At 68.9% G+C, this 22,277-nt stretch carries 21 protein-coding genes and 6 pseudogenes; 15 read left to right on the forward strand and 12 right to left on the reverse strand.

Annotated features, from left to right (window positions below; all coding sequences use genetic code 11):
• Nucleotides 1-272: pseudogene (locus AC067M_RS41320) on the reverse strand (DNA-directed RNA polymerase subunit alpha); the annotation flags it as partial.
• A gap of 1,030 nt (nt 273-1,302) precedes the next feature.
• On the opposite strand from AC067M_RS41320, the pseudogene AC067M_RS41325 reads away from it, so the two are divergent.
• Together AC067M_RS41325 and AC067M_RS41330 are read left to right on the forward strand one after the other, a co-directional pair.
• Nucleotides 1,303-1,521 (forward strand): annotated as a pseudogene (locus AC067M_RS41325) (hypothetical protein); the annotation flags it as partial.
• A complete protein-coding gene (locus AC067M_RS41330) occupies nt 1,448-1,873 on the forward strand; it encodes a contact-dependent growth inhibition system immunity protein (RefSeq protein ID WP_478702148.1) in 426 nt (141 codons plus the stop codon). The pseudogene AC067M_RS41325 and the gene AC067M_RS41330, both read left to right, overlap by 74 nt.
• 162 nt (nt 1,874-2,035) lie before the next feature.
• On the opposite strand, the gene dctA is transcribed toward AC067M_RS41330, so the two are convergent.
• A complete protein-coding gene (gene dctA, locus AC067M_RS41335) occupies nt 2,036-3,496 on the reverse strand; it encodes a C4-dicarboxylate transporter DctA (protein WP_478702149.1) in 1,461 nt (486 codons plus the stop codon).
• Nucleotides 3,493-4,611 carry a PrpF domain-containing protein gene (locus AC067M_RS41340; protein ID WP_478702150.1) on the reverse strand — a complete coding sequence of 373 codons (1,119 nt, stop codon included), beginning with the start codon at nt 4,609-4,611 and terminating at the stop codon, nt 3,493-3,495. Before AC067M_RS41340 ends, dctA begins: the two co-directional genes overlap by 4 nt.
• 132 nt (nt 4,612-4,743) lie before the next feature.
• Between AC067M_RS41340 and AC067M_RS41345 the strand changes: the two genes are divergently transcribed.
• Complete coding sequence (locus tag AC067M_RS41345) at nt 4,744-5,652, forward strand: LysR family transcriptional regulator (protein WP_478702151.1); 909 nt, start codon at nt 4,744-4,746, stop codon at nt 5,650-5,652.
• A 180-nt stretch (nt 5,653-5,832) separates the two neighbouring features.
• Here AC067M_RS41345 and AC067M_RS41350 read toward each other — a convergent pair whose 3' ends face one another.
• Complete coding sequence (locus AC067M_RS41350) at nt 5,833-6,660, reverse strand: SDR family NAD(P)-dependent oxidoreductase (RefSeq protein WP_478702152.1); 828 nt, start codon at nt 6,658-6,660, stop codon at nt 5,833-5,835.
• A 285-nt stretch (nt 6,661-6,945) separates the two neighbouring features.
• Between AC067M_RS41350 and AC067M_RS41355 the strand changes: the two genes are divergently transcribed.
• The 3 genes from AC067M_RS41355 (at nt 6,946) to AC067M_RS41365 (ending at nt 9,652) form a co-directional block, all read left to right on the forward strand.
• Complete coding sequence (locus AC067M_RS41355; protein ID WP_478702153.1) at nt 6,946-8,151, forward strand: serine hydrolase domain-containing protein; 1,206 nt, start codon at nt 6,946-6,948, stop codon at nt 8,149-8,151.
• 25 nt (nt 8,152-8,176) lie between these two features.
• Nucleotides 8,177-8,911, forward strand: coding sequence for a TetR/AcrR family transcriptional regulator (locus AC067M_RS41360; RefSeq protein ID WP_478702154.1), 735 nt, complete (start codon nt 8,177-8,179; stop codon nt 8,909-8,911).
• A gap of 252 nt (nt 8,912-9,163) precedes the next feature.
• Nucleotides 9,164-9,652 carry a GNAT family N-acetyltransferase gene (locus AC067M_RS41365; protein ID WP_478702155.1) on the forward strand — a complete coding sequence of 163 codons (489 nt, stop codon included), beginning with the start codon at nt 9,164-9,166 and terminating at the stop codon, nt 9,650-9,652.
• A 358-nt stretch (nt 9,653-10,010) separates the two neighbouring features.
• Here AC067M_RS41365 and AC067M_RS41370 read toward each other — a convergent pair.
• Nucleotides 10,011-10,541 (reverse strand): annotated as a pseudogene (locus AC067M_RS41370) (serine/threonine-protein phosphatase); the annotation flags it as partial.
• 305 nt (nt 10,542-10,846) lie between these two features.
• Between AC067M_RS41370 and AC067M_RS41375 the strand changes: the two are divergent.
• On the forward strand, nt 10,847-11,155 hold the full coding sequence (locus tag AC067M_RS41375) for a hypothetical protein (RefSeq protein ID WP_478702156.1): 309 nt from the start codon (nt 10,847-10,849) through the stop codon (nt 11,153-11,155).
• A gap of 208 nt (nt 11,156-11,363) precedes the next feature.
• Here the strand turns inward: AC067M_RS41375 and AC067M_RS41380 are convergent.
• A pseudogene (locus tag AC067M_RS41380) lies at nt 11,364-11,847 on the reverse strand (ATP-binding protein).
• 169 nt (nt 11,848-12,016) lie between these two features.
• On the opposite strand from AC067M_RS41380, the gene AC067M_RS41385 reads away from it, so the two are divergent.
• Nucleotides 12,017-12,382, forward strand: a complete 366-nt coding sequence (locus tag AC067M_RS41385; protein ID WP_478702157.1) for an STAS domain-containing protein — start codon at nt 12,017-12,019, stop codon at nt 12,380-12,382.
• Between the two features lie 26 nt (nt 12,383-12,408).
• Here AC067M_RS41385 and AC067M_RS41390 read toward each other — a convergent pair whose 3' ends face one another.
• Nucleotides 12,409-12,759 carry an ANTAR domain-containing protein gene (locus tag AC067M_RS41390; protein WP_478702158.1) on the reverse strand — a complete coding sequence of 117 codons (351 nt, stop codon included), beginning with the start codon at nt 12,757-12,759 and terminating at the stop codon, nt 12,409-12,411.
• Nucleotides 12,760-13,357: 598 nt separating this feature from the next.
• Here AC067M_RS41390 and AC067M_RS41395 point away from each other — a divergent pair.
• The 4 genes and pseudogenes from AC067M_RS41395 (at nt 13,358) to AC067M_RS41410 (ending at nt 16,212) form a co-directional block, all read left to right on the forward strand.
• Nucleotides 13,358-13,561, forward strand: coding sequence for a cold-shock protein (locus tag AC067M_RS41395; RefSeq protein WP_003973099.1), 204 nt, complete (start codon nt 13,358-13,360; stop codon nt 13,559-13,561).
• Nucleotides 13,562-13,907: 346 nt separating this feature from the next.
• Nucleotides 13,908-15,401, forward strand: a complete 1,494-nt coding sequence (locus tag AC067M_RS41400) for a DEAD/DEAH box helicase (RefSeq protein ID WP_478702159.1) — start codon at nt 13,908-13,910, stop codon at nt 15,399-15,401.
• 45 nt (nt 15,402-15,446) lie between these two features.
• Nucleotides 15,447-15,852: pseudogene (locus tag AC067M_RS41405) on the forward strand (CBS domain-containing protein).
• 51 nt (nt 15,853-15,903) lie between these two features.
• Nucleotides 15,904-16,212, forward strand: coding sequence for an SCO5918 family protein (locus AC067M_RS41410; RefSeq protein WP_311128525.1), 309 nt, complete (start codon nt 15,904-15,906; stop codon nt 16,210-16,212).
• A gap of 99 nt (nt 16,213-16,311) precedes the next feature.
• Here AC067M_RS41410 and AC067M_RS41415 read toward each other — a convergent pair.
• Nucleotides 16,312-16,576 (reverse strand): annotated as a pseudogene (locus AC067M_RS41415) (hypothetical protein); the annotation flags it as partial.
• A gap of 1,059 nt (nt 16,577-17,635) precedes the next feature.
• On the opposite strand from AC067M_RS41415, the gene AC067M_RS41420 reads away from it, so the two are divergent.
• Entirely contained in the window at nt 17,636-17,974 is a 339-nt protein-coding gene (locus AC067M_RS41420; protein WP_478702160.1) for a MerR family transcriptional regulator, read from the forward strand.
• A 244-nt stretch (nt 17,975-18,218) separates the two neighbouring features.
• Entirely contained in the window at nt 18,219-18,422 is a 204-nt protein-coding gene (locus AC067M_RS41425) for a cold-shock protein (RefSeq protein ID WP_031104458.1), read from the forward strand.
• 275 nt (nt 18,423-18,697) lie between these two features.
• On the opposite strand, the gene AC067M_RS41430 is transcribed toward AC067M_RS41425, so the two are convergent.
• Both AC067M_RS41430 and AC067M_RS41435 read right to left on the reverse strand, forming a co-directional pair.
• Nucleotides 18,698-18,907 carry a hypothetical protein gene (locus AC067M_RS41430; RefSeq protein ID WP_478702161.1) on the reverse strand — a complete coding sequence of 70 codons (210 nt, stop codon included), beginning with the start codon at nt 18,905-18,907 and terminating at the stop codon, nt 18,698-18,700.
• Nucleotides 18,904-19,257 (reverse strand): hypothetical protein, encoded by a 354-nt coding sequence (locus AC067M_RS41435; protein ID WP_478702162.1) that lies wholly within the window; start codon nt 19,255-19,257, stop codon nt 18,904-18,906. The genes AC067M_RS41430 and AC067M_RS41435 overlap by 4 nt, the downstream gene beginning before the upstream one ends.
• Nucleotides 19,258-19,478: 221 nt before the next feature.
• Between AC067M_RS41435 and trhA the strand changes: the two genes are divergently transcribed.
• Nucleotides 19,479-20,309: a PAQR family membrane homeostasis protein TrhA gene (gene trhA / locus AC067M_RS41440; RefSeq protein ID WP_478702163.1), complete on the forward strand. Its 831-nt coding sequence runs from the start codon at nt 19,479-19,481 to the stop codon at nt 20,307-20,309.
• 422 nt (nt 20,310-20,731) lie between these two features.
• Here the strand turns inward: trhA and AC067M_RS41445 are convergent, their stop codons facing one another.
• Both AC067M_RS41445 and AC067M_RS41450 read right to left on the reverse strand, forming a co-directional pair.
• Nucleotides 20,732-21,448 carry an ANTAR domain-containing protein gene (locus AC067M_RS41445; RefSeq protein ID WP_478702164.1) on the reverse strand — a complete coding sequence of 239 codons (717 nt, stop codon included), beginning with the start codon at nt 21,446-21,448 and terminating at the stop codon, nt 20,732-20,734.
• Between the two features lie 78 nt (nt 21,449-21,526).
• Entirely contained in the window at nt 21,527-22,255 is a 729-nt protein-coding gene (locus AC067M_RS41450) for an ANTAR domain-containing protein (RefSeq protein ID WP_478702165.1), read from the reverse strand.
• Nucleotides 22,256-22,277: the final 22 nt, after the last annotated feature.

Below are 22,277 nucleotides of genomic sequence, written 5' to 3' on the forward strand. Positions count from 1 at the left end.
TCGTCGTGCTCCGAGGAGACGACCAGCTGCTTGATGTTGAGGATCAGGTCGGTGACGTCCTCCTTGACGCCCGGCACGGTGGTGAACTCGTGCAGGACACCGTCGACGCGGATGGACGTGACCGCCGCACCCGGGATCGAGGAGAGGAGCGTGCGACGCAGGGAGTTGCCGAGGGTGTAGCCGAAGCCCGGCTCCAGCGGCTCGATCACGAACCGGGAGCGGAACTCGTCGACGACCTCTTCGGTCAGGGACGGACGCTGAGCAATCAGCACGGGGTGTTGCCTCCAGTGGTTTGGCGTCCGCTGTGTGACGCCGTGGACACCACGAAGGGTACGGGCGATACGGTCTCCGGTGGCAGCGCCGCACTTCCTCGCGGTGCACGGCGCCCGCAATCTGAACCGCCTCACGGGATGAGCTTCAGTGCTCGTCCCCCGATAGCGTGACCTTGTACGCCGGTGCTTCGGGGTGGGCTCCTGATCGAGGTCGCATCGGGGCTGGTTCGTGGTGAGGACCGCGCTCGTGGTGGCAGGACGGGCACGGGCCTGGGGGTGACCTCGGTGGAGATGTCCCTGGCGCGGCTGAAGGAGGCACTGAAACGGGCAGTGGCCCGGCGCCTGGTCGCCGCGGACGTCGGCCCAGGAGGTCACGATCCCTCGGAAAGCGCGCAAGGCGGAGCGCAGGGCCAAGGCGGTGGTGCAGCCCTGGAACGTCGAGGTGACACGTCGGCTGCTGCTTGCACGGTCAGCGCCTTGCCGGCGGCAGCCTGTGCTCGGCTGACCAGCGCCTTGCGGCGGCCACGGCTGTTCCCGCTGCTCCACAGGGCCGTCGGCCCCTGGTCGACACCGGGTGGAGGTGCACACCTCCAGCAGCGCCCAGCAGGGCAGGTGTGCCCTGGGCGGCACCGCGTTCACCGCTGCGTGGCACAGCCGGCTCGCGCCGAGCGGCGGCACTGCGACAGGGTCGTGCACCGGCGCCAGATGGATGTGGCAGAGCCAACCCAACCCCCTGTGGGTTTCGCTGCTGCACTTGCCTGGGTCTGCTGGGCGTCACGGTTTGAGACGGCGTGTGCGTGGCGTTGCCAGGGTGAACCACTGGTATGGGCGGTGTCGGCTCAGGACCGGTCGGGAACGGTCTCAAGGGATGCCCCGGGGCCGCGCAGGCGTGCGCGGGCTGCCCGGGGCTCACGGGTAGCTGATCCGGCCCTGTGACGCTTGCCGGCCACAGCGGGTGATACCGGCGCGTGGCCAGTGATGCGTGCGCCCGGCCCGCTCGCACGTCGGGCCTGGCCACGGCGACGCCCCCCGCACCCGGGACTACTTTCAACGGCGTACGGCGGAAGGCAAGACGCGCCGGGAAATCGTCCGCTGCCTCAAGCGTTACGTGGCACGCGAGGTCTTCCACTTGGTCCGGCCTGAGAGTGCACAGCGGTCTGGTGAGAATGAAGCCCATGGACCATCTGCTGCACCTCGACCGCACGCTCGACGAGCTGGACCCACCCCGCTGGATGCCTCCTGCCGCTGACGCGACCCACTTGGTGCGCACAGTGCATGAGCTGCGGTGCGTGCCCCTGGGCGAACTCGGTCCCGCGGATCTGCGCACCCTCATTTCACAGCAGGTGGCACTGCCCTACGTCCTTCCCCTCGCCGTGCGCCTGCTGATCGAGGAGCCGCTGCTCGACGCCTACTTCTACGAGGGCGACCTGTTGCTCGCCGCCGTCAACGCCCCTGCCTCGGCCTGGGCCGTACTGCCAGAGCTCGGCGCGCGGCTGCGGACCGTCATCACGACATTGCCGGAGACCGCGGTCGCCGGCCTGCCACGCGGTGCCGCAGAGGAGCTTGCGCACTTCGTCGGAGAGCCTGCGCCGCGCCCTTGAGCTGAAATCGGAGATTGGGGCTACAGCCTGCCCGGCGTCGCAGGCTGCCCTGAAACGACGCGACCTGGAAGGTTTGGCCACTCGCCTCATCGCAGTCGTGTCCCCGGGAAGGGGCCGGTCCGGGGCACAGGCCCCGGACCGGCTGCGTGGGAGTGGGGGGCGTCAGCCGGCCGTGGGCACAGGGTCACGGTCCGATCCGGCCGCTGACTTCGGGTCGGCCGCTTCGGTCTCTTCGAGCTTCGCGCTGGGTGCGGGGCTGGCCTGCGGCTTCGGATCACCCTGAACCTCATGGGTGCGGTCGGTCTCGGGAGCGGAGGTGTACGGGATCTCGCCACGCAGGACGGCCCTGGCGCGGTTCTCGTCGAGCTGCCCCTCCCATTTGGCCACCGCCAGGGTGGCGACGCCGTTGCCCACGACGCTGGTCAGAGCACGGGCCTCGGACATGAAGCGGTCGATGCCGAAGATGAGGGCCAGGGCGGCGACGGGTACGTGCGGTACGGCGCTGAGAGTGGCGGCCAGGGCGATGAAGCCGGAGCCGGTGACGCCGGCGGCGCCCTTGGAGGTGAGCAGCATGACGGCGAGCATCGACAGCTGCTGGGTGAGGCTGAGGTCGATGCCGAGGGCCTGGGCGAGGAAGACCGAGCCCATGGTCAGGTAGATCGCGGTGCCGTCGAGGTTGAAGGAGTAGCCGGCGGGCAGTGTGATGCCCACGACCGGCTTGGAGGCGCCCGCGTGCTGGAGTTTGGCCATCATGCGCGGCAGCACAGGCTCGCTGGACGAGGTGCCGAGGACGATCAGCAGCTCCTCCTTGATGTAGCGGAGGAAAGGCAGCAGGCGCAGGCCGTTGATGCGCATGACCGTGCCGAGGACGACCAGGACGAAGAACAGGGCGGTGAGCCAGAAGGAGCCGACCAGCAGAAAGAGGTGACGCAGGGTGTCCAGACCGTAGTTGCCGATGGTGAAGGCCATGGAGCCGAAGGCGCCGACCGGGGCCAGCCGCATGATCCAGCGGATGAGCGTGAACAGGACCTTGGACAGCTTCTCGACGCCCTGGGTGATCCCCGTCCCGGCCTCGCCGGCGGCGTTCAGACCGAATCCGAACAGGACCGAGACCAGAAGCACCGGCAGGATCTCGTGGCCGGTCAGCGCGCCGGGCAGGGTGTCCGGAATGTTGGAGAGGACGAACGCGGAGACGCTCTCGTGGCTCTGGGTCGCCTCCGGCGGCAGGCCCTCGGTGGAGAGGGTGGAGGGATCGACGTGCAGTCCGCTGCCGGGCTGGACGATGTTGACGACGACCAGGCCGATCACCATGGCGACGGTGGTCAGGACCTCGAAGTAGATCAGCGCTTTGAGGCTGACCCGGCCGACGGCGCGCGCGTTGCCCATGGAGGCGATGCCGTGGACGACGGTACAGAAGATGACGGGCGCGATCATCATGCGTACGAGCGCGATGAAACCGTCGCCCAGGGGCTTCAGGTCGGCTCCGAACGACGGCCACAGCCAGCCGACCGCTGCTCCGGCAAAGACGCCGATCAGGCACTGGACATAGAGCAGGGACAGCAGTCGGCGGATGCGGCCGGGTGGAGCGGTGACGGTGCCCGGGGCGGCGTCGTTGCGGCTCATGCGGGGCGTCCTTCCAGGACGGGAACGAGGAGTTCGGCTCGGGCGATGCGGCGGGCGGCGCGGTGCAGCAGCACCGTGGGGGACGCGCCCTCCGCTGCGGGGACGGCTCGGGCGGTGATGACACCGGCCGGGGTGCCCAGGCGCAGCGTGCCGTCGGCGGTCTGCCGGGCGACGCGGTGGGCGAGGGTGCCGGGGGTAGCGGCTGCGGTGACCAGCGCGACGGCCGAGGTGAGACCGATCGCCGGGTGGGGTGCGTGCATCGAGACCATGCGGACGGCCAGGTCGTACTCGTCCGGTCCGACCGGGGTGCCGTCGGTGGTGCGGTAGGCGGCGGGGCGGGCGACGACGCCGACCTTCGGCACGGCGTGGCTGACGGGATCGTGCTCCTTGGCCAGGCCCATGGCAAGGGCGGCCTGACGGCGCAGCACGGTGAGCGCGGGCAATGCCGTGGCGAACTCGGCCAAGGACTCGGTGCCCTGGAGACCGAAGGCCTTGGCCTCGAACAGTGCGGCCGGGGCTCCGGCGTCGACCAGGGTCGCCTCGATCCGGCCGGCCGGGCCGGTCAGGGCGTCCACGGCGCGGCCGGTTGGCAGTGCGCGCCCCGTGGTCGAACCCGCCGGGTCCTCGAAGCCGAGCAGGACCGGCACACCGAGCGCGGCGGTGCCCGGTACCGCGGCCGTGCCCTCGTCGAAGGCCGTCCGCCCGGGGGTGGGGATGGTGCCGGTGAGGCGGGCCCGGGTGTTGACATTGCGCATTCGCACCGTGGTGGAGTCCGACGTGATCGGCACCAGGCCGTTGTGGACGGCGTACAGGGCGACGGCGGTGGCGCAGTTGCCGCAGTTGCTGGCCCATTCCACGCGCTCGTCGCCGATGCCGACCTGCGCGAAGGCGTACTCGACGTCGACGCCCGGCTCGTCCGAGGCCCGGACGATCGCGGCCTTGGAGGTGGTGGAGGAGGCGCCGCCGACGCCGTCGATCTGGCGGGGGTCGGCGGCGTTGTAGGCGGCGAGCAGCAGGGTGTCGGCGTCCACGCCGGTCGCCACCACGTCGTGGTGGTCGAAGATCCAGCACTTGCTGGTACCTCCGCGGATCATCTCGCCCTGCAGACGCAACACAACAGACTCCTCATGGGAACCCCGACGGCACTTCCGTACGGGGTGCGATCCACAGTGGGCGCGCAGAGCGTGAAGTACAATCTCGGAAATCTGCACGGGTATTAAGTTGAAATTAACGCTGGAGGTGACGTGATGCTCGACGTGCGGCGCATCCTGCTCTTCGCCGAGGTCGCCCGCCGGGGCTCGGTCACCGCGACCGCACGGGCCCTCAACTACACGCCCTCAGCGGTCTCCCAGCAGGTCAGCCGTCTGGAGGCGGAGGCCGGACAGCCCTTGTTGGAGCGGCATGCGCGGGGCGTCACCCTCACCGACGCGGGACGCGCACTGGCCGAGCGCGGGGAGCGGATCAAGCGCGAGCTGACGGCGGCGGAGAACGAGCTCGCCGACTTCGCGGGACTGCGTGCGGGCACCCTCCGGGTCGGCACCTTCCCCACCGTCGGCGCCTCCCTCCTCCCGCGGGCCGTGATCGCCTTCCGGGAAGCTCACCCCGACGTGCGGCTGACGGTGCGCAGCGCCCGCATCGCGGGCCTGTGGGCGATGCTGGAGAACCGGGAGATCGAGATGTCCCTGATGTGGGACTACGACTGGAACCGCATCGACCGCGAGGACATCGTCGTCACCTCGCTCGTCGACGACCCTCCGGCACTCCTCGTCGGCCAAGACCACCCCCTCGCCGGCCGCTCTTCGGCCGCCCTCGCCGACTTCGCCGACGACGCCTGGATCACCCGTGCCGACCACCACCCGGTGGCCGAGGCCCTCGCCCGCAGCTGCCGCGCGGCCGGTTTCGAGCCGCAGATCGCCTACGAGGCCCACGACTACCAGGAGGCCCAGGCCATGGTCGCCGCCGGCATCGGTGTCGCCCTCGCCCCCACCCTCGCCCTCGAAGGCATCCGAGCGGGCGTCAGCGTCCTGCCGCTGCAACCCCCCGCCCCGGTGCGCCGCATCCTCCTCGTCCGCATGAGCGACCACGACCTCACCCCTGCCGCCCTGGCCTTCGCGGGCTTCCTGCGCGACAGTGCGACAGTCGGCGCGCCGTCCTGACATGCCGCGTTGTACGTCCAGCAGGGCAACGGCTGCCCCGCCGACGTCTTCGCCGGGATAACCATGATCCCGGACCTGCGATCCGGCTGGCGTGGCACTGCCCGCGACAGGTTCCAACGGTCTGTCACCGGGTGGTGGCGGCTCGGCGCCGGCGCGTCAGTCGTCCCCCGGCCTGGGTGGTCAGGCATTGACCTTCCGCAGCAGACGGGTCGGGAGCCGGGCCAGCAGGTATTCGGCGACGGTCCAGGGCACTCGGGGCACTGTCGCGTGGACGGCGCCGGACTCGATGCGGTCCATGATCTTGCGGGCGCCCGTGCGGGTGTCGATGAGGAACGGTCGTTTGTCGCCCAGGGCTTCGTTGATCGGGGTGTCGATGTAGCCGGGGGCGACCGTGGTCACGGTGATGCCGCTGTTCCACAGCTCGCCTCGGAGCGACTGAAGGTACCTCGTGAGCCCTGCCTTGGAGGCGCAGTACGGCGCCCCGCCTGGCAGGCCCGCCCCGGCCACGACGGAGCTGAAGCCCACCACCTGCCCGCCGCCCTTGCCGCGGAAGTGTGCGACGGCCGCGTCGATGGTCGCCATCGCCCCCAGCAGATTGACGTCGACCACCGCACGGTGCGCCTTGAAGTGGCCCTCCCCGATGTTGCCCCCTACGTCCACGCCCGCGTTGGCGATGACCATTCCGAGTCCGCCGAATTGCCGGGCCGCGTCGTCGACCGTCCGCGCCACGGCCTCGTACTCGGTCACGTCGAGGGCAGCCACGGTCACCGAACGCTGCGGGAACGCGGCGGTGAGCTGCGCCCGCAGTTCTTCCAGGAGCTCGATTCTGCGCGCGGTGAGGTACACGTCGTAGCCGCGGGCGCACAGCTCGGCTGCCAGCGCCTTGCCGATGCCCGAGCTGGCACCGGTCAGGAACGCGGTTCTCGCGGGCAGCGGGGGCCGGCCCGGGTCGACGAAGGGCAGCTTCCCGAGCAGGCGGCGCGCGGTGGTCAGTTCAGTGCCGTTCATCGGTCACCGTTCCTGTGATCCCCGAGCGCTTTGGCCGTGCGTCCGTCGAGGGCGGGCCTGCGGTACAGCTCTTCTCGGATGGCTGTCATGCGCTGTCCTTCGTGGAGTGCCGGAGAAGGGGGTCGAACGACCCCGTCGTCATCATGGCCACCCGCCCCAAGAGTGTCAACACTGGTGACAGGCATGCTGACACCAGAGTTAGCACCACTGTTGACACCGTTGGAATTGCAAGTCAGGGTGAGGGCGCCGAAGTTCTGCATGTCCGCGCGATGAAGGGGCTCAGTAATGCGCAATGAAGTGGGTGGATGGCTGCTGGGAGCCGCCGCGGCGGGCGCCGGGGCGGTGTGGCTGTGGCGCCACCAGGACGAGGTGATGACCGGCCGCCCGGTCAATGAGTGGACGTTCACTCACATGAATCTCCTCATGCCCACCGACGACGTCCGCCGGGGCGGGGACGTGTTCCCCCTGCCCGGGCGACCGCGCCCCCTGGCAGTGACCTACGGCTTCGAGGGGCGGGAGCGGAGCCTTGCCGAACTGCACGCTCGAACGAACACCACCTCCTTCGTCGTGCTGCATGGCGGCGAGATCGTCCACGAGTCGTATCCGGGGCTCTTCGCCGGGGACGACGTACGGTTCCAGATGTTCTCGATAACCAAATCGGTGACGTCGATGCTGATCGGGATTGCCCTCGACGAGGGGGCGATCAAGGATGTGACCGAGCCGGTGACGGGGTACTGCAGGGGGCTGGTGGGCTCCGCCTTCGACGGCGTGACCATCGAGCATCTGCTCGACATGAGCAGCGGAGTGGGTGACCTGGTGGAGGACCACACCGTTCGGGACAGTCTGATCAACCGGTTCACCAAGGCCGCCACAGGGGGCGGCTCGCTGCACGAGGTCGTGTCCTCGGCCGAGCGTTCGACCGAGGCCGGCACGCAGTTCAGCTACTCGACGATCGACACCCAGGTCCTGGGATGGGTGCTGGAGTCCGCCACCGGCCGCTCCCTCGCGCAGTACGCCACGGAGCGCCTCTGGAGCCGCATCGGCGCTGAGCACGACGCGTACTACTGGCTCACCCGTGGGCATCCGCGTACCGCGATCGGCGGCGGCTCGCTCAATGCCACCGCCCGGGACATGGCCCGGCTGGGGCTGCTGATGTCCCGTGGCGGAGAGCTGAACGGGCAGAGCATCGTGCCCGAGGAATGGGTGGCGCGCAGCCGGGGCCGCGGGGTGCCGCACCTGGAGGTCGGCGCGCTGGGCCCCAGCGGCTACCCGCACTACGGGTACAGCAACAAGTGGTGGACGCTCGGTGGCGAGCGACGTCCGTTCACCGCGGTGGGGATCCACGGCCAGTACCTGTATGTGGACCCGGACGCCGACGTGGTGATCGTCAAGACCAGCGCGTGGCCGACGGCGGACGACCCCTCACGTGACGCGGAGTCCGTCACGGCACTGCGGGCGGTGGCCGACCACCTGCAGGAGGACCACCGTTGACAACGCCGTCGATAAGATGACAGCCATGACACGCGCGAAGACCAACCCGGCAGGAGCCACTCCCGCGCGGCGGAAGCAGCGTCCGGCATCCTTCCTCACCCCGGATCTGATCCTGGACACCGCAATGGCCGTGATCGAGAGGGACGGTCCGCAGGCGCTCACCTTCCGTCGGCTGGGCACTGATCTGGGTGCCGACCACACAGCCGTGCTGCGGCACTTCCGCGGTAAGGACGACCTGCTGCTCGGCCTGGCCGCCCGGCTGGTCAGCGATGCCCTGCACGACTTCGCACCGTCGGAAAGCTGGCGCGAGACCCTCGCCTCGCTCGCCCGACGGATCCGTGCCGCATGCTTGCGGCACCCGGGTGTGGCCGTCCTTGTCGCGGCCCGCACCTCGCGGCGCGAGCCGGAGTTCCAGGGCGCCGACGTGGTCATCGGCGCCCTGCTCGAGGCCGGCTTCCATGGACGCGAAGCGGCCTCCTACTACCGGGTCCTGGCCGAAATGGCACTCGCCGCCAGCGCCTTCGAGGCTTCCTTCAACGTGCTGGACAAGGCCGCTCAGGAAGGCGACCGGCTGGCCTGGCGCCGCGAGTACCTGACGGCCTCGCCACAGCGGTACCCGAACCTGGCACAGGTCGCCCCCTATCTCGCGGAAATCGACGAAGAGGACCAGTTCGAGACCGCGCTCGGCCTGCTCCTCGACGCCGTGGAGCTCCGCGCGCAGCGGGCCCGCGCAGAGGGAAGCGAACGCAAGGAGAACTGACGCCTCGCCGGGACGCCGACCGTCTCGACGAACACGTACTCACCGACGCCTGCGCGACTCATCCCCTCGTCGTCTCCGCCGGCAAGACCCGACGTGAGATCATCCGATGCCTCAAGCGATATGCCGCCCGAGAAGTCCGCAACCTGGTCAGGACGGGTCTCCGGCGAGTGGTCCCCGGGAGCGGTGCAGGAATCCTGCCCGAGCAGCCGACCCGCCGCACGAAGGCACTCTCCGGTGCGAAATACTCTTCCGATGAGTTCACGCACTTCCCCGATCAGCCAGCCGATCACGATACGGAGGGCCGTTGCGCGGGATGCCAAACGGCTCACGCGGCTCGTGCGTGGCTCAGGCGCCTACGAGGGTAAGTACGCAGCCGCAGTCGCGGGCTACCGGGTCGGTCCTGATTACATCGAGGCCCACCGCGCCTTCGTAGCCGTCGGCGCCGACGAGCCCGGAGGCCGGGTCCTCGGGTTCTACTCGCTCGTCCTCGCTCCACCGGAGCTCGACCTGCTGTTCGTCGCTGACGAAGCGCAAGGACGGGGTATTGGACGACTGCTCGTCGCACACATGCAGTCCGAGGCCCGTGCCGCCGGGCTCGACCGTGTCAAGGTCGTGTCGCATCTTCCCGCCGAGGACTTCTACCACCGCGTCGGTGCAGTGCGGACCGGGACCGCTCTCGCGAACCCGCCCGCCGTGCCGTGGGACCGTCCCGAATTCGAGTTTCGCATTCCTTCGGAGTGACGCGGTGTGCCGGTTGGCGGGGCACCGGCTTCGCCTGCATGGTGGGCGGCATGCAGGAGCGGCTGGAGCCGCGCGCTCCGTGTGTGCCGTCGCCTCTGCCCTGGCGGGGCGATCGCCTGCGCCAGCGGCCTCCCCCGGCGACCCCCTCGCCTCAGGCACTCCCAGGGCCATCGAAATCGCGTACACCTCGGCTCGCTCCACACACGATCGAGGTCGGACGCGTAAATACGTAGTTCACGTAACCCTGATCTGCGAGATGAAGTGGCCACAGTCCACCGTCAGCGCTGTAGGGGGTGATGCCTTGCCAGTGCAGCCATCAGTGCAAGTGGAGGTAGTCAGAGCCCTTGCCCCGTGGAGTCTGGGCTGCCTCGCAGCAGGGGGCCGAGGGAAGCAACTGGTGCTGGATCTCCGCCGCCAGGCTGGTCTCGGTGGTGCGCCGGCCCTGGTGGTACAGATCGGTGAAGCGGCGGTCCGTGACGATGATGTAGGCCAGCGCGTGGGCCGCATGGCGGACCTGGCGCAGCACGGTGTCGTCTGCAGACTGCAGGCTCACCTCCAGGACGCCGATGCAGTCGCCGCGGTCGGTGACGGGCGTGATGACGCGTCGTCCGCCCTGGCCGTCCGGTTCCACATGCTGGCGCTGGCTCTGCAGAACGCTGTCGTAGACGCTGCCCTGCAGGTCGATCGGCTCACCAGGGTCGGCGGCCTTGTCACCGGTCGCGGCGAGGCGTATCAGCCGCTGGCCGATGAGGTCGACGAATTAGAAGGATACGGCCACGGCACCGAACCGCTTCCGCAGGTCGTGTGCCACCGCGTCGACGGACTCACCGGGCGGGGCCGCCTCCGCAGCGGCCAGCAACTCGCCCAGTTCCAGATCTCCACCCTTCACAGCAACCTCCTGTCGGTTGCCGCGCCTTCTTCCCCGAGTCTGCGCAACCTCACATATGCTGCCCATTTTGCCTGGTCAGGGCAGCATTCCAGATCGGTGCGAGCACGTCCGGCCTCCGTCAGGCGACGTTCGTGGGCGATCGTGCGGGCGGGCCACCCGTGGCTCATCCGTCGGTTGTCGTCGTCCGGGGTCCACCGCGTCCTCCCACCGTGCGAACAGGCGCCTGTGCAGGCCGGTGGCATGATCGTGCTTCTCGTGGGCAGGCGACCGGCGTGTCGTGCGCCCCGGCTGAACTTGTGTCCCGGGTGAGCTCTTGCCTGGTCCAGGCCGGCTTTCAGCTGCTGGGCGACGCGGACAGTGGGATTCCGGGGCTGCGGGTGACCGAGGTGTCTGCGGGCGCGCTGGTCAGCTGGACGGCCTCGGACGGGTTCACCGCGCTCGCCCGTGACCGGGCAGGCCGTGCAGCGAGCAGTGACAGCATGAGGGTGATCGTGCAGGCCGCAGTAGCAGGGCTGCTGGTCCAGCTCGGGCACAGCGTCACCGAAACGCCTGATGGCTGTGGTTTGGTGGTGCTCGCCGAAGCGGTCCTGCCACGGGGCGGCAAGGGCAGCTAGGCACCGGCCCGCCCGACGCACTGGGCGCCGGCAGTGTGCGTATGCGGGGCGAAGTCGGCGTCGCTCGCGACGCTGCCAGCCGGCGGCGCCACCCCGCACGCCGGCACCGTGCCCACTCCGACCGCTCCCCGCCGAATTCGCCCCTGTAGCGCCCCGCTTCACGGCAGATCGTCAGGGAAGGCGGCGAGGCCGACGGGAGCGCAGGCTGTTACTGGGAGCGGCGTCCGGTGATGTCCCCGCCGGGGTTGTCGAGTAGGGCTATGCGGGCGGTGATGCGTTTGCCGACCGGCTCCCGCTGGGCCTCGAAGCCCTGGGCGACGGCCATGACGATCTCCGTGCTGCCCGACTCTGCCCGCATCGGCGGCCCGCGCCACCGGCAGGACGGGATCGCTGTCCCACACGACCACTTCCACGACGGCGCCAATGATGCGCAGCTCCATCAGCACGGGGCCAGGGGCGTACTTGCGGGCGTTGGTGACCAGCTCGCTGACCACCAGCTGGGTCAGGTCCATCGCGCGAGCGGACACCGGCAGGCCGTGCTCCGCCTGGACACGGGCGAGGAAGTCCACTGCCCGGTGGCGTGCCTCAGCGATCACGTGCCCGTCACCGTCCAGCGCGACGGTGTCCTGTATGTGAGGGGCGTCCGGCGTCACGCTGCCCTCACCCGCAGGGACTGATTCGGCCGGGTCCATCCTTGTTTCCCCTTCACACGTCCTGCGCGTACCCGGCACTCTGCCTCACATGTCCCGTGAGAACCGCATAACGGGCCGCACACGTGTTCGCCGTAGCATCGAGGCAGGTCACCGGCGCACTATCGCGCCGGGCCTTGAGGTCCCATCAGCGAGAACAGTCGAGGAAACGGTGACAGACACTCACGGAGCAGCCCGGCCCGGCCACCTGTCGATCGGCCACACCGCCATCGACGGCATCCGGGTGGTCACCGTGCACGGCGAGATCGACCACGCCGTCAAGGGCATGCTCAGCGAGGCCCTCCTGTCCTACGACGGCTCGGGGCCCCTGCGGACCGTGGTGGACCTCACCGGCGTGACCTTCATGGACTCAAGCGGAATCAACGTCTTCGTCGCCGCCCACCAGGCCGCGAGTGACGATCAGGGATGGCTGCGTATCGCCGGCGCCCAGGAATCGGTGCTACGGCTCCTTGAGATCGTCGGCCTGGACGAGGTCATCGGCTGCCATCCCACCGTCGACCAGGCACTGACCGCCTGACCCGCGCCGTGCCCGGCCACCGCGTCCTACCCGGCTTCCGCGCCTGGGGCATCCCGTCGGCGTGAGCGCCGCTGCACGGCCGCGTACAGCTCCTGCCCCACCGGTTCCGGCAGTGGCTGCCCCAGCGCCCAGGCGATCACCGTCTCGGCCACCGTGTGCAGCTTGGTATTGGTGTGCTGGGACACCTCACGCAGTACCTCGAACCCGACGGCCGGCGCGAGCTGGTGGCTCGCGGTGAGGACACCGATGGCCTGGTCCACCGTCGCGTGGGAATCGACGGCGTGCCGCAACTGCGCGTTCTCCTGCTCCAGGCGGGCTCTCGCGGCGCCGTCAGGTATGCCGTCAAGCGAGGACCGCGGCACGCGAGAGGTCGTCATTACTGGTCTCCATACAGGGGCAAGGCTTCCTGTACGCCTGCCCCCTACCGCGACAGCAAGGCACCCTCAGTACGGCAGCGAAAATCACACACGTGGGATGGGCCTCTTCGCCAGCCGAGGCTGGCGAAGAGGCCGAGAGGCTGACACGCTGACCAGCCGTGGTCGGCAGTGGGCGCGGAAAGCCCGGGCTCATGGTCGGGCCAGCTGGCCACCCCGGCCACGGCTCACGGCTGCGTTTCCTGGGCGGCAGCGGCTTCACGGCCGTCGCGCAGCGTGCCGGTTGGCAACTCTGCTGAGACGTTGAACTCCGAGTGAATCAATATCTGTTCCCGAGGGATCAGATTTTGGGGGGCCGCGCAGCGGGGGTTTTTGCCGCGAAGAGCAGAGTGGAATTATCCAACACGCGCGGGCCGCTCCGGCGTGCTACTGTCTATCTCAGTTGCAGTTGTGGTTCCCGAAACTTCAAGTGCCCCCACCAGCCTTCTGTCGGGTGGGAGCGCTTTTGTATTTCCGGTCATTTCCGGGCGGGGTAATCATTGCGGCGACATGGCGTTCGCGCAGTGCGGACGCCGATGCACTGCCCCAAAGGAGAAATGACATGGCTGCTGGTACTGTGAAGTGGTTCAACGCGGAAAAGGGCTTCGGCTTCATCGAGCAGGACGGTGGCGGCGCTGACGTGTTCGCCCACTACTCGAACATTGCCGCGCAGGGCTTCCGTGAGCTGCTCGAGGGCCAGAAGGTGAACTTCGACATCGCGCAGGGCCAGAAGGGCCCGACGGCCGAGAACATCGTTCCGGCCTGACGCTCACGCACCATCTGTAGCTGGGGCCCGCATCCTTCGGGGGTGCGGGCCCCAGCTGTACGCGTTTCCCGCAGCGGCTTTCACCCGCGGGACGAGTCGGAGGAATCCGGAGTACGGCCACACGTGGTTCCTCTTTCAGGACGCAGGCGCATCCTGAAGCGCTGCCCCGCAGCCGGCGCCCGGATCGCAAGGTCCCCATCGCGTCACCCATTTCCGCACCTGCGCCCACGGATGTTTGCGCAGGCCAGATCTGCTTTCTTTTGTCACCGGTCCATACTTGTAATTCTCCATGCCGTTCATCGCAGCGGGAATTCCTTGATATGTGCCAAATCGAGGAAGGTTCCGCATGAACCGCACGTACACGAACGACCGCCCCTCCCGCTCCCGTGACAGCCGTGCCGACGCAGGAAGGGGTGGCAGCGGCTACGGCTCGCAGGCACCGCGCCGTACCGGCGCCCCCGTCCGCTCCGGCGGTTACGGCCGTCGGCCCGCCGCAGTGCAGGGTGAGTTCGCGCTGCCCAGGACGATCACCCCCGCACTGCCCGCTGTCGAGGGCTTCGCCGACCTCGACATGCCCGAGCAACTGCTGGCCGAACTCGGCAGGCAGGGTGTGACCGCACCGTTCCCGATCCAGGGCGCGACGCTGCCGAACTCCCTGGCGGGCCGTGACGTCCTGGGCCGCGGCCGCACCGGTTCCGGCAAGACGCTCGCCTTCGGCCTCGCCCTGCTCGCCCGCACCGCCGGACAGCGTGCCGAGTCCCGCCAGCCGCTGGGGCTGATCCTCGTACCGACGCGTGAGCTGGCGCAGCAGGTGACCGACGCGCTGACCCCGTACGCCCGCTCCGTGCGGCTGCGGCTGGCCACCGTGGTGGGCGGCATGTCGATCGGCAGGCAGGCCAGCGCGCTGCGCGGCGGAGCCGAGGTCGTCGTCGCAACCCCGGGCCGACTCAAGGACCTCATCGACCGCGGCGAATGCCGGCTGAACCACGTCGGCATCACCGTGCTGGACGAGGCCGACCAGATGGCCGACATGGGCTTCATGCCCCAGGTCACCGCGCTGCTCGACCAGGTGCGCCCGGAGGGGCAGCGCATGCTGTTCTCCGCCACCCTGGACCGCAACGTCGACCTGCTGGTACGCCGCTACCTGACCGACCCCGTCGTGCACTCCGTCGACCCGTCGGCCGGTGCGGTCACGACGATGGAGCACCACGTCCTGCACGTCCACGGCGCCGACAAGCACGCCGCCACGACCGAAATCGCCGCCCGCGACGGCCGCGTGATCATGTTCCTGGACACCAAGCACGCCGTCGACCGCCTGACCCAGGACCTCCTCAACAGCGGGGTACGGGCCGCCGCGCTGCACGGCGGCAAGTCGCAGCCGCAACGCACCCGCACACTGGCGCAGTTCAAGACGGGGCACGTCACCGTGCTGGTGGCGACCAACGTCGCGGCGCGCGGCATCCACGTCGACAACCTCGACCTCGTCGTCAACGTCGACCCGCCGACCGACCACAAGGACTATCTCCACCGCGGCGGCCGTACCGCCCGCGCCGGCGAGTCCGGCAGCGTCGTCACCCTGGTCACGCCGAACCAGCGCCGCGGCATGGTCCGTCTGATGTCGGATGCCGGAATCCGGCCGCAGACCACCCAGATCCGCTCGGGCGACGAGGCCCTGAACCGGATCACGGGAGCTCAGGCCCCGTCCGGCATCCCGGTCGTCATCACCGCACCGGTGGTCGAACGCCCCAAGCGCAGCGCCACTTCGCGAGGCCGCCGCCGCCCCGCCTCGGCGGCCAGGCGCACCCCTGTACGCCAGTCCGGCTTCGGCACGGTGGCCTAGAACTTTCGTGATCAGGAGCCGGCCCGTCTCTGCAGGAGGCACCCTTTGACTCTGGTTCAGACGCAGCCCCGCCCGGCGGACGCCAACCCCGTGCACACGACGGTGGCTGAGGACATGGACCAGGCCGGACCGCAGGTCTGTGACGACATGAGCGTCGAGGTGGCGCTGGCCGTCATGGCCGCCGCACGCACGGGCCGTCCTGGTCGTCTGCGACCAGGACGGCCCGTGCACCGGCCTGGTCACCCGCACCGAACTCGCCGCCGTCCGTGACAGCTCCGACTACACGGACCGTGTCCGCCTGCGCGACATCCTCGGCGACCACGGTTCGTTCACCTCATCCGCGACCACGATGGCCGAAGCCGAGCACGCGATGCGCACCCGTCGGCTCGGTGTCCTGCCGGTGGTCGACGAGCAAGGCAGCGCCCTGGGCATCCTCGCCCTCTCCCGCTGAAACACCTCGCCCCAGGTCGGACCGTTCCTTCCCTTCTCTCTGTGAGGCCACATGCGCTGCGTCATCGCCCGCTTCCCCTTCGAGCTCACCAAGGGCGGCGTGCTGGAATCAATGAAGGGCATCAAGCCCGAACCGGTCACCGGCGAATCGGTGATCATCGGCCGCCGCCACTACCCCCTCAAGCAGGTCGGCCAGGTCATCACGCGCCAGGACCGCCGTGACTTCAGCGCCGCCGAAGTCCTGCGGGCCATGGCTCAGCTCGGCTTCACCTGCCGCGCCGTTCCCAAGGCAGCGCCCCTGGGCATTCTCAGCCCGATGCAGCACGCCTCCGCGATGCTCGGCACCCCCGTCACGGTCTGACCGGGTAAACAGACACGAGTCGACACCTGACCAGCAGTGTGGGCCCCACCGGTACGCCGGTCGGGCCCACACTGCGTGCAGCGGGTTCCCGTCGCCGTTGCCCTGCAGGATCCGGGCGGCATGGAAGTGCAGACGCGTGGGCGGCCCGTCCTCCTTCACGGGGGCGTCGAAGACGGCGGGCGAACTCGCCCAAGTGGGCGGAATCCCTCAGCACATCCGACACCCTCTGCCTCCACACCGCTTCGGCAGCCAGCCGACCGGTGATGACAGCGCCACCGGCGGCCACGGCCAGGGACATCTGGTTGCTCTGGCCGGACTCCACCAGGGCGGCAACGTCAACCAGCAAGTCGTCAGGCTGCGGCATGAGGCGGACCATGTTCGCCGGCCATCCGGCTACTTGAGCGGTGACGCTACCGGGCGAGGAAGGCGCTCACGGTCTTGCCGCCGGAGGCCCGGCGGGTGACCGCCGTGGTGTGGGTGAGGCGGGTGACCATGGGCCAGCCGAAGCCCCCCGGTGCCGCCGTTCAGGTTTGGCCGGTGCCGCCGACGCTCGCCGCGGCGCAGTCGGCGACGTCACATCCAGCCCGACATGCCACGCGGCGGTGGGTCACTGTGAGCGCCGGACAGAGCCTCGCAGCTGCTTGAACCATCCATGGGACCGGTCGAGGCAGACTGGTCGAGGCGGAGTACCTCACCTTCCAACGCACGGAAATCTATACCCGCTGGAGTAGACATTGGCCGGCGGTGTGGTTAAGGTTTCTGTCGTAGCCGAGATCAAGAGAGGCCCGGCAGAGATGAACTGCCGGGCAGCAGTACGCAGTTGCAGTTCGTAGGACGGTGCGGTGGTGGAGTTCCGAAGCCAGAGCGGTTGCAGGACGGCGACGGGACTGACGACCGGACCGGGTGGCCCGCAGTGATCAGGGGCCGCCATGAGCAGTACCGCAGTGGCAGTACCAGTAAGTGAAGGTTCGCAGTACCCAGCAGTGAAGTCAGTGAGCAGTACCTCGGTGAAGGCGTCGGCTGCGGGCGCGCGCACCGGGAGGTTCGGCAGTGGGGTTCCAAGCCAGAGCAGACGCAGGACGGGCGACGGGGCTGGCTGCCGAAGAGTGGCGCTGTTCGAGGCCACCAGCAGTTCGCAGTTTCCGTTAGTGAGTAGTTGATCAAGAGGGAAGAACGGAGGAGCCGAGCGCCATCAGGATCGCCCGGGCGGAAGTCTTGGCCCCGGGTACCGCAGGACATCGATAGTGAGGTGGTCTCCGGTCAAGCAACCGCGATCCCCGCGCCCCCGACAGCGTCTCGGTCGGGTCTGCGGAAACAGAGGGCCGGTGCAGTATCAGGGCCGGCAGATGGTGTAGTAGTTCCTTCGGGGCCCTGGCGGCAGTACGGCGCCAGGGCCCCTCCACGCGTTCCGCAGAGAGGTGCAATGACAGCAGACGACACCTTCGGCCGTCTCGATGACGACGACTACCCCGCCTACACCATGGGCCGGGCCGCCGAGATGCTCGGCACCACCCAGGGCTTCCTCCGCGCCATCGGCGATGCCCGCCTCATCACCCCGCTGCGATCCGCGGGCGGCCACCGCCGCTACTCCCGCTACCAGCTGCGCATCGCCGCGCGGGCCCGGGAACTCGTCGACCACGGGACCCCCATCGAGGCCGCCTGCCGGATCGTCATCCTTGAAGACCAGCTCGAGGAAGCCCAGCGCCTCAACGACGAATATCGCCGTGCCGTCGAATCAGCGAACCCGATGGCAGCAGCATGAGATGAGCGTGCACGTCAGCGTCGGCGGGCACTGCACGCGCGGTCTCGGTGTGCGGTGTGATCATTTCCTGTGGTGACGCGGTGTGTGGGCGTGTAGCGTCTGCGTCAGCTGTCGTGGTTCGGAATTCCCTCTTGCCCACGCCTTCGGTGTGGGCGTTTTGCTGTGCTGTGCCGCAGGGACCAGGGCGATCACCTCCGCCTGCCACATGGAGTGGGAGGCGTTCATCGACTGGAAGGCATGAGACATGGCTACGGGAACTGTGAAGTGGTTCAACGCCGAGAAAGGCTTCGGCTTCATCGCCCAGGACGGCGGCGGCCCGGATGTCTTCGCGCACTACTCCGCGATCAACTCCACCGGCTTTCGTGAGCTCCAGGAGGGCCAGGCCGTGACGTTCGACGTCACCCAGGGCCAGAAGGGTCCGCAGGCCGAGAACATCAACGTGGCCTGACCTCGCAGACCTGCCCGAGAGATCGCGCACGCCGCGTCCAGGTGGCCGCCACCCCTGCGGGCCCTGCCACCCACCCGGACGAAGGCGCCTGCTCTTGTGCCGGGCCGGCAGGATCAGGGGCCGCGCAGCAATGGCTGCGCGGCCCCTGATCTGTGGAGGGTTCCGGGCCGGTGTGACTTCGGCCCGGAACTCCTGACCTCAGTCGCTGCAAGCGTCGTCGGGCACGGGAGACGCATGTCCTGCGCGGCTGCCGTGCAGCTCGAAGGAGCCGACGCTCAGACGCTCGTCCAGGCGTCGAGGAAGGCTTTCCGTCCAGCCGGATCGTCCGATTTGCGGTCTGCGTGCAGGACGCGCCAGGCGGTGAGCTCGATATCTTGGAGCCACAGTTCTCCGATGACCTGTGTTTTGAGGTCGGGCAGATGGTCGCACTCGACGAGGGCCTGACCGATCACCTTCCAGGCCGCGACGCGCTGGGGCGGGGTCATCTCATCGACGGCCGAGAGGATCTGCCGGGCCAGGGCGGTTCCTTCTCCTGCCAGGAACGCGGCACCAGAGCCTTGATGTTGACGGGCAGCAGGTACGCGGTGCCCGACGACCTCCACAGGTCCGACCAGAAGCGTTCTCCTGCCTTGATGGGGGCAGGCAGCGCGGCCAGCAGCCCGAGGAGATGGCCGGTGGCCGCACAGCCGTCGCAGTGGGCAGCTGCGACGACTGCGATGCCGGCGACGCGCTCCACGTCGAGCTGGCCGGCTTCGAGATGCGGAGCCAGGTCCAGTTGGTGTTCCAACTGGTCTGCGATGGCGGTGGATACGTGGGGGCGGACCTCAGGAAGCATCGGCGATACTTGCGCGTAGGCGAGCGGAGATGCCCGTTCGGAAGCCCTGATCGTTCCCATGACCAGCCGTTCTGCTCGGCTTTGGCAAGCCCAATTGGCGGAAGCCTCAAGGGGACTGGAGTTCACACGGTGGCGAACCGGCCCGCGTCCGGCGACGTGGCTCTGGGGTTCTGGATCGACCTCCCGTCATGTGTCCGGGTGAGGTTTCCTAGCATGACCGCATGGTTGCCAGTGACGCCCAGGAGCCCAGGGGAGGACGAGAAGCTGTGTCCCGCGACGCCGCTGAAGTCGATTGTGGTCACGTCGTGTCAGCGCGTGGGGAGCGCCGTGCAGACGGGCTCCCCGACCAATCACAGGGCGACCAGGCGGGGGAGGGGGCTCACTCGGTTGCTGCTCTGGTGGAGCGGCTGTCTGACCTGGCCGAGCCGATCAAGCCGAGGTTGCGTGGCTGGCTCCATGCCGGAATGGTCCCCGCCGCACTGATCGCAGGCGTCGTGCTCATCTGCCTGGCCCGTACTCCGCAGGCGGTCGTGGCCTGCGCCGTGTACTCGGTCACCGCCTGGCTGCTGTTCGCGACGAGCGCCATCTACCACCGCGGCACCTGGGGACCGCTCGGCGAGGCTCTTCTGCGACGCCTCGACCACGCCAACATCTTCCTGATCATCGCCGGCACCTGCACCCCCCTGGCTGTGACCCTCCTCCCGCCGGACCAGCGGTCCGTGCTGCTGTGGATCGTCTGGACGGGAGCTTTGGCCGGCATCGCGTTCCGGGTCCTGTGGGTCGGAGCCCCGCGCTGGCTGTACACCCCGTGCTACCTGGCCCTGGGGTGGGCACCGGTCAGCTACCTGCCCGACTTCCTGCACACCGGCGGAGCGGCCGTAGTCGTCCTGATCGTTGTCGGCGGCCTCCTCTACAGCGCGGGCGCGGTGGTCTACGCCCTCCAGCGGCCCGACCCCGCACCCCGCTGGTTCGGCTTCCACGAGGTCTTCCATGCGCTGACCGTGGTGGCCTTCACCGCGCACTACACCGCCATTTCCCTCGCCACCTACTGACAGTGATGATGTTCGTGGTGACGCTGCGGGTGGGTCTGACTCGCCTAATGACTAGGACGGCCGTCGAACGCCTGTGTTGTGTAGCCGCCTCGTAGATCTCAAACACCGGTCGTGCGGTTCCTCGTCCGTTGTCCGCTCCGCATCGCCTGTAGCCAGCCGCAGTTGCCCCCCCCCGGGCGGCGCCGGACCGCCAGCGGGCGGTGTGGGCCGTTCCCTGTTACCGGCGGTGCCCTGAGGACAGAGGGCGATGGCTTCGTCTACATCCACGCAATCGTCTTCGCGCTGCGGATGCTGTTCATCGAGCAGGAATTGGACCAAGGCCAACACCGCCCTGACGCGAGCGATCCACGTCATGACCGGAACTCCAGTGCCGTCTGATCGAGGACGGTGCAGAGCAGTAGCGGGCTCCGGCAAAGCGTGGGTCAGGACCCCAGGCCGGTGAGGGGTTCGGAGCTGTCGATCAGGGCGCGGGCCACATCGGCCAGGCGCCGGTTGTGGGCGCGGGCGTAGCCGCGCAGCGCGGTGAACGCCTGCTCCATGTCGATGCCCTGGCGTTCGGCGAGCTTCCCCTTGGCCTGTTCGATCAGTACCCGGCTGTTCAGCGCCGTCTGCAGCTGTTCGTTGAGCACCGTGCTGCGCTGAGCGGTGCGTTGTTGTAGCAGGCTGATGGTGGCGACGTCGGCCAGGGCCTGGCCGACGGGTGTGGCGGCCGGGTCGAAGGGGCCGGTGGCGGTGCGGAAGAGGTTCAGGGCGCCGACGATCTCGTCCCGCAAACGCATGGGCAGGGCCTGGACTGCCCCGAACCCGCTGCGCTGGGCCGCCACAGCGAAGCGCGGCCAGCGGGCGGTCGCCGTGCCGAGGTCGGGGATGATCACCGGTACGCCGGTACGGAAGCATTCGAGGCAGGGGCCTTCGTCGTTCTGGAGCTGGAAGAGCTCCAGCAGGCGCACCCGTTCGTCGGAGGCGGCCATGACGCGGAGTTTGCCGTCCCGGTCGGCGAGCAGCACCCCGGCGGCGCTCGCGTCGAGCATGCCGACGCAGCGGTCGGTGAGCAGGCGCAGGAAATCGATGAGGTCGAAGTCGGCGACCAGATTGTCGGCCAGCTCGACGAAGGTCTTGGCCAGAAGCTGTTGGTCCATCGTGGGCACCCTCGATTGAGACTAGTCCCTGCCCGAAGAGGCGGGAAGTACGGCACGTTCCTCGGCCGGGACCGAACGTCAGGTTTCCTCCTCGGCCTGATCGGGCTCCGCGTCCGGAGAGAAACGAAGCCGTCGGGCCACCACGTCGGCGGCCACGTCCGCGAGCCGGCGGCCCTGCGCATAGGCGTAGGCGCGGAGCCGCACGAAGGCTTCTTCGATGCCGACTCCGAGCTGAGCAGTGAGCATTCCGCTGGCCTGGTCGATCTCCGCTCGGTATGCGCCCAGGTCCTCGAAGCTGCGGTCCGCCATAGGCCCGCCGGTCGGCGCGCCCGCCTCGTCGATCCTTGCGTCGAGCAGGAGAAGCGTCGCGAGATCGGCGAACGCCATAGCGTCGGCCAGTTCCTCCGTGTTCAGTACGGTCGGAATGTTGGCGTACAGGTCCAGAACTCCCGGGCTGATCGCTCCCTTCTGCAGGGGGAGCGAGAACACCGCGCGGGCTCCGGCTTCCAGGGCCGCGTCGGCGAACACGGCCCAGTGATCCTGAAGTTCAGTGGTGAGCAGATCGGGTGTCAGGACGGCCCAGCCGCGTACATAGGCGTCCACGCAGGGCCCCTCGCCCAGCGTGAGCTGGAGCTCTTCCAGTTGCTCGCTGATGTCGTCGGTGCTGCACAACGGATGGCTCGGCGTGGTCGGGGACATCACCGACAGCCCGGCCCCGCCGACCGGCAGCGCGGCCACGGCCGCGGTGCATACGTCCACCACACTCACCCGGGCACCTCGTCGCACCGCCTGCTCGGCCACCAGCATCCGAATACGGGTCGACCGCCTG

The organism is Streptomyces sp. NPDC043427 (genome assembly GCF_056436655.1).